Annotated in this window: 9 protein-coding genes; 5 read left to right on the top strand and 4 right to left on the bottom strand. The window is 60.4% G+C overall.

Going from position 1 to position 10,606, the window contains the following annotated elements:
- The first annotated feature begins 121 nt into the window (after positions 1-121).
- Together egtD and egtB are read left to right on the top strand one after the other, a co-directional pair.
- On the top strand, positions 122-1,099 hold the full coding sequence (gene egtD, locus TSA66_RS26555) for an L-histidine N(alpha)-methyltransferase (protein WP_094299000.1): 978 nt from the start codon (positions 122-124) through the stop codon (positions 1,097-1,099).
- 9 nt (positions 1,100-1,108) lie between these two features.
- A complete protein-coding gene (gene egtB, locus TSA66_RS26550; protein WP_052452190.1) occupies positions 1,109-2,338 on the top strand; it encodes an ergothioneine biosynthesis protein EgtB in 1,230 nt (409 codons plus the stop codon).
- A gap of 73 nt (positions 2,339-2,411) precedes the next feature.
- On the opposite strand, the gene leuA is transcribed toward egtB, so the two are convergent.
- The gene (leuA, locus tag TSA66_RS08880) at positions 2,412-4,121 is read right to left on the bottom strand and encodes a 2-isopropylmalate synthase (RefSeq protein WP_040039735.1); all 1,710 of its coding nucleotides are present in this window, start codon (positions 4,119-4,121) and stop codon (positions 2,412-2,414) included.
- 267 nt (positions 4,122-4,388) lie between these two features.
- Positions 4,389-4,634, bottom strand: coding sequence for a hypothetical protein (locus TSA66_RS08875; RefSeq protein WP_040039734.1), 246 nt, complete (start codon positions 4,632-4,634; stop codon positions 4,389-4,391).
- On the opposite strand from TSA66_RS08875, the gene senA reads away from it, so the two are divergent.
- The gene (gene senA, locus TSA66_RS08870; RefSeq protein WP_052452189.1) at positions 4,634-5,821 is read left to right on the top strand and encodes a selenoneine synthase SenA; all 1,188 of its coding nucleotides are present in this window, start codon (positions 4,634-4,636) and stop codon (positions 5,819-5,821) included. The genes TSA66_RS08875 and senA overlap by 1 nt on opposite strands.
- Positions 5,822-5,902: 81 nt before the next feature.
- Here senA and TSA66_RS08865 read toward each other — a convergent pair whose 3' ends face one another.
- Together TSA66_RS08865 and fabI are read right to left on the bottom strand one after the other, a co-directional pair.
- Positions 5,903-7,312 (bottom strand): DEAD/DEAH box helicase, encoded by a 1,410-nt coding sequence (locus TSA66_RS08865; RefSeq protein WP_040039733.1) that lies wholly within the window; start codon positions 7,310-7,312, stop codon positions 5,903-5,905.
- 355 nt (positions 7,313-7,667) lie between these two features.
- Positions 7,668-8,450, bottom strand: a complete 783-nt coding sequence (fabI, locus tag TSA66_RS08860; RefSeq protein ID WP_040039732.1) for an enoyl-ACP reductase FabI — start codon at positions 8,448-8,450, stop codon at positions 7,668-7,670.
- A gap of 2 nt (positions 8,451-8,452) precedes the next feature.
- On the opposite strand from fabI, the gene TSA66_RS26820 reads away from it, so the two are divergent.
- Together TSA66_RS26820 and TSA66_RS08855 are read left to right on the top strand one after the other, a co-directional pair.
- On the top strand, positions 8,453-8,665 hold the full coding sequence (locus TSA66_RS26820) for a hypothetical protein (protein WP_157691638.1): 213 nt from the start codon (positions 8,453-8,455) through the stop codon (positions 8,663-8,665).
- Between the two features lie 140 nt (positions 8,666-8,805).
- Positions 8,806-10,605 carry an extracellular solute-binding protein gene (locus tag TSA66_RS08855; protein WP_040039731.1) on the top strand — a complete coding sequence of 600 codons (1,800 nt, stop codon included), beginning with the start codon at positions 8,806-8,808 and terminating at the stop codon, positions 10,603-10,605.
- Position 10,606: the final 1 nt, after the last annotated feature.

The raw sequence follows: 10,606 nt of genomic DNA, 5'->3' as shown, positions 1-10,606 counted from the left end.
ATATGCGCGCTTGTGCCGCCTCAATGGTCCGGTTTATTGATCCAATATGATAACCAAAATCCCAACCCTCGATTGCTCCTCGGCGTGTCTGGCTGTCGAGCAACTCGACATCCCAGACTCCATGCTTCTTTCTACGACCACTGACGCGGCGCGGGACTTTATCCAGATTGGTCACAGCGACCCGCATGCGGTGCATGCCGAACTGAATGATGGCTTGCTGGCGGCGCAAGCTGTTGTTTCTCCGAAATACTTGTACGATGCGCTCGGGTCCAAGCTGTTCGAAGCGATTTGCGAGCTGCCGGAATACTATCCGACACGCACTGAAGCCGCCATCATGGAGCGGCATCTTGCCGACATTGCGCGCACTGCCGGACATGGCGTGACCCTGATCGACCTTGGGGCGGGTAACTGCGCCAAGGCGGCGCGGCTATTTCCCGCGTTGCAGCCACTGCAGTACGTGCCGGTCGATATTTCCGTCGATTTTCTGCGCGACGCGGTTTCTCGGCTGCGGCAGCAAGTGCCGCATATCAAGATGGTCGGCATCGGCATGGATTTCTCGGCTTCGCTGGATTTGCCCGATGCGGTCAAGCATGAGCGACGCCTGTTCTTTTATCCCGGCTCATCGATCGGCAATTTCGCGCCCGAGCAGGCGGCCACGCTGCTGCGCCGGATACGCGACGCTTGCGGGCCGGACGGCGGCCTGCTGATCGGGGTCGACCTGCTCAAGGACCGGCAAACGCTTGACGCGGCCTATGACGATGCACTCGGCGTGACTGCCGCGTTCAACCTCAACCTGTTGCGGCACCTGAACTGCCTGGTCGGCGCGGACTTCGACTTGCGCGACTGGCGCCATCGTGGCTATTTCAACGAAGCATGCGGCCGCGTCGAGATGCACCTGGAAGCGCGGCGCGAGGCGCATGTGAGCTGGCGAGGAGGCAGGCGTCGCTTCTTGCCGGGAGAAAGGATCCACACCGAGAGCAGTTACAAGTACACCCGGCACGGCTTCCTGCAACTGCTGGAGCGCTCGGGTTTCGGCCGGACACAGACCTGGACCGATGAGCGCGGCTGGTTCATGGTGTGTCATGCCCGGGTGCAGTAGGAGCTGGTGATGACGACGTCTTCCCGCTTCGATGCCGTGCGCCGCCATACGCTGGCGCTGGCCGCGCCCTTGTCCGAGGAAGATTGCTGCGTGCAATCGATGACCGACGCCAGTCCGGTCAAGTGGCACATGGCGCATACCACCTGGTTTTTCGAAACTTTCATTCTCGAACGTTTCGAACGGGATTTCCGCCCCTTTCATCCGGCCTTCCGGATGCTGTTCAATTCGTACTACAACGGCGTCGGCGACAAGTACCCGCGCCCGCAGCGTGGCATGCTGACCCGCCCCGCTTTAGGCGAGGTGCTGGCCTACCGGCGCAACGTCGACGAGCGTATGGCGGTCCTGCTGGAGCGGAGCGGCGGTGATTCGGACTTGGACATGCTGCTGGACGTCGGCTTGCACCATGAACAGCAGCACCAGGAACTGATGCTGACCGACGTCAAGCACCTGCTGTCGTTGAATCCGTTGTGGCCGGCCTACACGGATGCCGGGTTCACGCCCGCATCGCCTCGTGCTCCGCTCGGCTGGCGCACATTCGACGGCGGCGTGGTGGAGATCGGTCATTCCGGCGAAGCATTTTGCTTTGACAATGAAACGCCGCGTCACCGCCAGTTCCTCGAACCGTACGCGCTAGCGTCCTGCCTCGTCACCAACGCCGAATATCTTTCCTTCGTAGAAGACGGCGGCTATGCCAGGGCTTCGCTGTGGCTGTCGGAGGGATGGGACTGGGTGCGCGCCAACGAACTGATGCAGCCGATGTATTGGCGGCGTCATGAAGATGGCTGGCGCGAATTCACGTTGCACGGACTGCAGCCGCTCGACCTGGACCGGCCGCTGGTGCACATCTCGTTCTTCGAGGCGGATGCCTATGCGCGCTGGGCCGGCGCGCGCCTGCCGACCGAAGCCGAGTGGGAGCATGCTGCCTCGGGCGCGCGCGATTTCGGCGCCCCGGGATTGCATCCGACCGCCGAGGAAGCGCTGCAGGCGGCCAGACTGTCCCAGCTGTTCGGGGCTTGCTGGCAGTGGACGCTGAGCAGTTACGCGCCTTATCCCGGATATCGGGCTGCGGACGGTGCGATCGGCGAATACAACGGCAAGTTCATGTCCAACCAGTACGTCCTGCGAGGCTCATCCTGTGCGACGCCAGCCGGGCATGCCCGCGTTACCTATCGCAACTTCTTTCCGGCCAGCGCACGCTGGCAGTTTGCCGGGCTACGCCTGGCGAAATCCAGCGGGTGAAGTCGATACCGGGGGCAGGCACAATAGGGCTATTCCCCCTGCGCTTGGACCAGCGCAAGCGCAGGGGAGGGCGTCATGCCACTGCTGTCTCGCCCGCCATTGCGTCATTGGTGCGGTCGAACGCAAGCTGCCGGTTTACGGCGCAGAGCACGGCCTTGAATGACGCCGTGACGATATTGGCGTCCATGCCGACGCCGAAGAGCGTCGGATTGTCGCCTACGCGCAGTTCCACGTAGCACACCGCCAGCGCATCCGCGCCGCTGCCGGTGGCATGCTCGTGGTAGTCCATCAGGCGGAGATCCAGTCCCGCGGCACCCATACCCTGCACGAACGCGTCGATCGGCCCGTTGCCGCTGCCGCTGACGATTATCGGCCTGTCTGCACGCCGAAGTTCTGCCTGCACGCGCACCATACCGGATTGCCCGGGATCGTCCGTCATTCGGTGCGTCCCATATGCATAGGGCGACGCGGCATCGAGGTAGACTTGCCGGAAAATGCGGTAGATGTCATGCGCGGCAACTTCCTTGCCGGATTCATCGGCGACCTGTTGCACGACGCGGCTGAACTCGATCTGCAGGCGGCGCGGCAGCTGCACTCCATACTCCTGCTCCAGCAGATAAGCCATGCCGCCCTTGCCGGACTGGCTGTTGACGCGAATGACGGCATCGTAGCTGCGGCCGACATCGGCCGGGTCGAGCGGCAGATACGGCACCTCCCAGATCGCGTTCGCCCGCTGCTGCGCAAAGCCCTTCTTGATCGCATCCTGGTGCGACCCTGAAAACGCGGTGTACACCAGGTCGCCGGCATACGGATGGCGCGCATGCACCGGAATCTGGTTGCAGTCTTCCACACACTGGCGCACTGCATCGATATCCGAAAAATCCAGCCCCGGATGCACACCTTGGGTATAGAGATTCATCGCCAGCGTCACCAGGTCGACGTTGCCGGTGCGCTCGCCATTGCCGAACAGGCAGCCTTCCACCCGGTCGGCGCCGGCCATCACTGCCAGTTCCGCCGACGCCACTGCCGTGCCGCGGTCGTTATGCGGATGCACGGAGAGGACGATCGCGTCGCGACGCGCCAGATGGCGGTGCATCCATTCGATCTGGTCCGCATACACGTTGGGTGTGCTGCATTCGACGGTGGTCGGCAGGTTGATGATCATCTTGCGCTGCGGCGTCGGCTGCCAGATGTCGGACACCGCGTCGCACACTTCCTTCGCAAAATCCAGTTCCGTCATGCTGAAGGTTTCAGGCGAATACTGGAATATCCACTCCGTTTCCGGCCGCTCGGCGGTCAATTGCCTGATCAAGCGCGTGCCGGCAACCGCAATGTCGCGCACCTGCTGGCGCGACATGCCGAACACGATGCGCCGGAAGGCTGGCGCTGTGGCGTTATACAGGTGCACGATTGCGCGGCGCGCTCCGCGCAGCGATTCGACGGTGCGCCGGATCAAGTCATCGCGCGATTGCGTGATCACCTCGATCGTCACGTCGGCCGGTATGCGATTTTCCTCAATCAGCTTGCGCACGAAGTCGAAATCGGTCTGGGACGCGGATGGAAAGGCGACTTCGATTTCCTTCAAGCCGACCTTTACCAGCATTTCAAACAAGCGCAGCTTGCGCTCGCCATCCATCGGCTCGATCAAGGCCTGATTGCCGTCGCGCAGGTCGGTGCTCATCCACACCGGAGGCCGCATGATAAGACGGTCCGGCCAGGTCCGGTCGCTCAGCTGAACAGGCGGAAAGGGGCGGTATTTGGCTGCAGGATTGGGCAACATCATGGTGAATCCTTTTTGTCTTTAAGTTAAGGGAAATCCAGATGTGGCGAAGAGGCTGCCTGACTACCACTAGCGCAAGGCCAGGCAACCGATCGGTAGCGGCAGCAGGGAAAGCGAACGCGCAAAGATCATCGTGACGACGAGGTCGCCGCAGATAATCGTGACGGGCATTCGCTTGAAATGCATGAAAGGATAGCCTTTGGAAAAATCGACATCCGCATCGCCAACTCGGCATGCGGGCAACAACAGACAACAGGGAGGGGGAAAGTATCAGCGCGCCAGGCGCAGTAGCGCGCTCGCCGGCAGGCAGCGGACGATAGGCGAAAGGAGGAAGTGATGTGCGCGAGCGATCGACATGTGTCCACTGTAGAAGAGCAGGCGACGCGTTGTCAAGCACGCAATCGCCTGAGGTTGGCTGGAATGGTGCGGCGTTGCAGCGTATCGCTTGTTGGCATTTGTCACCGTGCCGTCGATAATGAAGACAGCGAAACTTTCTGGTTTCATCCAGTACAGCAATGAATTTTTCCTTTCGAACGGCAACGCCGAACGAGCTCGCCGGTGCATTGCAGGACGCGCGCGAATATACGCTCACCCTGTTTGATTGTTTCACTTCCACAGGACTGGATGTGCCGCGCAAGGTGCCACTCTTGACCGAAGTTCATCCGCCATTATGGGAGCTCGGGCATATTGCATGGTTTGCCGAATGGTACGTTCTGCGCGAGGCGCAATCGAGCGCGCCGCATGCGGCCCAGCGCACCTCGCTGCTGACCAAGGGCGACGACTGGTTTGATGCCAACACGGTACCACACCGCGCGCGCTGGAGCCTTGATTTGCCCAGCACGGGGGCATTGAAAACCTATTGCCGCGAAGTGCTGGATCGCGTGCTCGACAAACTCGGCCGCGCCAAAAACGATGCCACGGCACTGTACCCGTATCGGCTGGTGCTGGCATATGAAGACATGCGCGGCGAAATGCTTGCCAACATGCTGCAGACCCTCGGCGTGCGTCTGCCGCAACAGCTGGCGGAGCACAGCATGCCGGCTTGGGCGCAAGGCGAAATCCGTTTTCCTGGCGGCACGACCCAGTTGGGCAGCAAGTCCGACAACGGCTTTGTGTTCGACAATGAAAAATGGGAGCACGCTGTCTATGTGCCGCCCTTCACGATGGATTCGACTTTGGTATCGAATGCGCAGTATGGGGAATTCATTGCCGACGGCGGCTATCAGAATCCGCAGTTCTGGACGGCGGCCGGGCGCGACTGGCTGATGCGCAACGACATGTCGGCGCCGCGCGACTGGGAACCCGAGGGCAATCGCTGGCGCTGCCAGCGATTCGGCCGGCAGATCGCACTACCGCTGCACGAGCCGATACGCCATGTCAGCCTGTTCGAGGCGCAGGCGTATTGCACCTGGGCTGGCAGGCGCCTGCCGATGGAAGCCGAATGGGAATACGCGGCGCTGGCGGCGCATCCGGCGCTGCGTTGGGGCGACCTTTGGGAATGGACCTGCTCGCCGTTCGAACCCTATCCAGGATTTTCCGCGGATGCGTATCGCGAGTATTCCGAACCACATTTCATGACGCACCAGGCGGTGCGCGGCGCGTCGTTTGCCACCCGGTTGCGCCTGCGCTCGCCGAAATTCCGCAATTTCTGCCTTCCGGGGCGGAACGACATGTTCATCGGCTTTCGTACGTGTGCGATGTAGCCCATATGCGAAACGGCAGCACGTAAAAAAACGGCCGCTCCGGTTACCGGGCGGCCGTTTTTGTTGATGCAATAAGAACGATCAGCGGTCGCCGTAGGTGCGGCGCGCGCCCTCGCCAGAACGCGCTCCCTTGCTGAAGCCGCCTTCCTTGCGCGGGCCGGCCGGCTTGCTGAAGCTGCGCTGGCCCGGCTTGCTGCTATTGCCGCGGTTGTCGCCCGGCTTCCAGCCGCTCGAACGCGGCGCGCCCGGCTTGCGGTTGCTGCGCGGTGCGGTCGCGGTCTTCTTCGGTTCGAAGCCTTCGATCACGTCCACCGGAATGATCTGCTTGGTGAAGCGCTCGATGCGCTTGATGTTCATGTTTTCCGAATGGTTCACCAGGGAGATTGCCTGTCCGTTGCGGCCGGCACGGCCGGTACGGCCGATACGGTGCACGTAGTCTTCCGGGAATTTCGGCAGATCATAGTTCACCACGTGCGTGATGCCCGGCACGTCGATGCCGCGCGCGGCGACGTCGGTCGCTACCAGCACACGCACCTGGCCGCGGCGCAGCGCGTCGAGCGTACGGTTGCGTGCGCCCTGGTGCATGTCGCCATGCAGTGCTGCAGCGGCGAAGCCGGCGATGTTCAGGCGGTCGGCAATGGTATCGGCGTCGCGCTTGGTTGCGGTAAACACCACCGCTTGGTCGAGCGAGGCATCGCGCAGCAGGTGGTCGAGCAGGCGGTTCTTGTGCGACATGTCGTCGACGAAGTGCACGCGTTGCTGGATGTTTTCATGACGGGTGCCGGCGCTGGCGATCTGGATCACCAGCGGGTCTTTCGTGATGCGCTTGGCCATATTGCCTACCACGCCATCCAGCGTTGCCGAGAACAGCATGGTCTGGCGGGTTTCCGGTGTTGCCTCGACGATCTTTTCGATATCGTCGATGAAGCCCATGTCGAGCATGCGGTCGGCTTCGTCCAGCACCAAAATCTCCAGCTGCGAGAAGTTGATCTTGCCCGACTCCATATGGTCGATCAGGCGGCCCGGGGTCGCCACCAGGATCTCGGGATTCTTGGCCAGCAGTTGCATCTGCTTCGGATATGGCATGCCGCCCAAAATGGATACGGCGCGCACGCGGCGCAGATAGGAACCGTACTTGGCGGTGGCCGTCGTCACCTGCAGCGCCAGTTCGCGCGTCGGCGTCAGCACCAGCATCTTCGGTTGCGCAGGCTGGAAGCGCGGGCGCTCGCCGCGTGCACGCACGGATTGCCGTTCCTGGTTGGGCGTTTTGGTGCCGGGTTGGAGCTGTTGCTCGGCAAGGGCGAATTTGTGCAGCGCCGGCAGCATGAATGCTGCAGTCTTGCCGGAGCCAGTCTGCGACGACACCATCAGGTCGCGGTTTTGCAATGCTGCGGGAACCGCTTGTTCTTGTACCGGCGTAGGCTTGGTATAGCCAGCTTCGGTCAAGGCTTTCAGGATGGACGTGTGCAGGCCTAGGGCTTCAAAACTCATTGTGTTCTTTCGTATAAATCAACGCCGCGACCAAAGCGTGACAAGCACGTTCATGGCCGTTGCGCGAATGTAAAAATGCAACGCGAACCAACGAAACAGCTGAGAAAAAATTCTGAGAGATTTCGGCACAAAGCTTTGCGCCGGGACGGTGTCTGGAATGTCAACACCAAAAGGCGGGATGGCTTTATCGTACAGCTAAAGGGTTGCGATGCTGCTCAAGTGACTGCTTGCTGCAGTGCACAGCGGCGAATTATACAGACTAAATCTGTTGGGTGCCGAATTATTTTCCCGCAGGCGGGTATGGCGCCTGCAAGGAAGAAAGACCCCTCTCCCGCTTGTGGGAGAGGGAAAAGACTTATTCCGTTGGCGCGTACATCACATGCGAGAAGCCACCGTCAACATAGGTGATTTCGCTGGTGATGCCGTTGGCAAGATCGGACAGCAGGAAGGCTGCGGTATTGCCTACGTCTTCGATCGTGATATTGCGGCGCAGCGGTGCATGGGCGGCGACGATGCCGAGCAGCTTGCTGAAATCCTTGATGCCGGACGCGGCCAGCGTCTTGATCGGGCCGGCCGAAATGCCGTTGACGCGGATGCCTTTCGGGCCGAGCGATTCGGCCAGGTAACGCACGCTGGCTTCCAGCGACGCTTTCGCCAGGCCCATGGTGTTGTAGTTCGGCGTGACGCGCACCGCGCCCAGGTACGTCAGGGTCAGCAGCGAGGCATTGGGACGCAGCATCGGCAACGCGGCCTTGGCCATCGCCGGAAAACTGTAGGCGGAGATATCTTGCGCAATGTGGAAAGCTTCGCGCGACAAGCCTTCCAGGAAATCGCCTCCAATCGCTTCACGCGGCGCAAAACCGATTGAGTGCACCAGGCCGTCCAGATGATCCCAGGATTTGCCGAGATCGGCGAACAGTGCGTTGATTTGATCGTCGCTGGAGACGTCGCAGTCGAAGATCAGGTTGCTGTCGAATTCTTTCGCGAATTCGGTGATTCGGTCCTTGAAGCGCTCGCCGACATAGGTGAATGCCAGTTCGGCACCTTCGCGCTTGCATGCCTGAGCGATGCCGTAGGCGATGGAGCGGTTGGACAGGAGACCGGTGATCAGTATTTTTTTGCCTTGTAGGAATGCCATAAATGACTCCAAATGATTTTGCGTATTTTATGCGCTTTGAGGACGGGCGTCGGTACATCAAGCGCATGGAGCGCCGAAAAGACGAATATTTTGCCGATTTTTTGCGTCCGGATTTTTCAACTCGGCAAGATTGTAGGGGGGAGTGGGCTCAAGGGCAACTTTTGCGTTCACCATGGGATATATCAAAAATCAATTTTGACGGAAATTTCCCATGATAAAACCGTCCCTTGCCATTGCCCTGCGGCTTCGGATGTCAACGGCATTTTCGGCGCAGCACCATGCGATCTCCTTTTAAATGGGTACAATAGCCTGCTTCTGTGCGGCTACGGCGACAGCTTCTTTCATATCTAGGCGGATGCGTAAATTCCTTTTTTCCTTCCTGTTCCTCAGTTTCCTTCAAGCTAGCGGCAGCGCGTTTGCGGCTCATGCATTTTCCCTGTACGACGCGCCGAAATATCCGGCCGGCTTCACGCACTTTGATTACGTCAACCCGGACGCCCCGCGTGGCGGGGCGTTGTACCTTGCCAATCCGGATCGGCGCACGAGCTTTGACAAATTCAACCCGTTTTCCCTGAAGGGGGTATCGGCCGCCGGTGTCTCCAACCTGATGTTCGAAACACTCACGACCGGCTCCTCCGACGAAGTAGCAACGATGTATGGGCTATTGGCTGAGGACATGGAACTGGCGCCGGACCGGATGTCGATGACATTCCGGCTGAACCCGAAAGCGAGGTTCAACAATGGCGATCCGGTCACTGCCGCCGACGTCAAGTATTCCTACGACACGCTGATGGCCAAGGGCGCGCCGCAATTCAAGACGGTGTTTGCCGATGTCCGGCAGTGCGTTGTGGTGGACAACCTCACGGTGCGCTTCGACTTCAAGACGCTCAACCGCGAATTGCCGCTGATCGTCGGAGGTGTGCCGGTTTTTTCACGCAAGTGGGGCGCGAACACGTCGTTCGACAAGATTCAGCTCGAACCGCCAATTACCACCGGCCCATACCTGATCGAACGCTACGATGTCGGCCGTTCCATCACCTACAAGCGCAATCCTAATTACTGGGGCGACGCCGTGCCGGCCCGCAGGGGCATGTTCAATTTCGAACGCATCGTGTATCGCTTTTATAAGGACGATGTGGCGCGACTGGAAGCGTTCAAGGCTGGTGAATTCGACGTGGTGGTCGAATACAGCGCGAAGAACTGGGCGCGCAGCTATATCGGACCGAAGTTTGCCAGTGGTGAACTCGTCAAGCGCGAGCTGCCGCACTCGAACGCGGCCGGCATGCAAGGCTTCGTGATGAACCTGCGCCATCCACAGTTCAAGGACCCGCGGGTGCGCCAGGCACTTGGATTGGCGCTCGATTTCGAATGGATGAACCGCCAGCTTTTCTATAACCAGTACAAGCGCATCTATTCCTTCTTCAACAACAGTGAGCTGGCGGCGACCGGCATGCCGACGGCGGATGAACTGAAACTGCTGGAGCCGCTGCGCGACAAGCTCGATCTGGCCGTGTTCGGCCCGGTGCCGGTACCGCCAAGCACCAATCCTCCCGGTTCCCTGCGTGCCAACTTGTTGCAGGCGAAGGCGCTGTTCAAGGAAGCCGGCTGGGAATACCGTGACGGGGCGCTGCGCAACAGCAAGGGTGAACCATTCACATTCGAAATCCTGGATGACCAGTCAGCACTGTCGCGCATCATCACGGTGTATGTGCGCAACCTGCAAAAGCTCGGTATCCAGGTCAACCAGCGCACCGCCGACTACGCGCTGGTGCAAAAGCGCATGGAAGAGTTCGATTTCGACATGACCAGCATCCGCTTCCCGGACACCAACAGCCCCGGCAACGAACTGTTCGACATGCTCGGCTCCAAGGCGGCCGACGAAAAAGGCTCCAACAATGCCTGGGGCCTGAAGGATCCCGCGGTCGACAAGCTGATCACGGCTGTGGTCATGGCTGAGTCGCGCCGGCAGCTGGTTGCTGCGGCGCGCGCGCTGGACCGCGTGTTGCTGAACAAGTATCTCGTCGTTCCGCACTGGTATTCTTCCACCCATCGGGTCGCCTACCACAACCGCTTCGGCATTCCCGCCAAGCTGCCGCTGTACTATGCGGCCGACCCGTATGTGATCTCAACCTGGTGGCAGCAGAAAGCGCGATGAG

Origin of the sequence: Noviherbaspirillum autotrophicum, from assembly GCF_000818395.1 — a bacterium.
Taxonomy (GTDB): Bacteria; Pseudomonadota; Gammaproteobacteria; order Burkholderiales; family Burkholderiaceae_D; genus Noviherbaspirillum; species Noviherbaspirillum autotrophicum.
The sequence above is the reverse complement of the archived record's forward strand: the minus strand, read 5'-3'. Positions and strand labels throughout refer to the sequence as shown.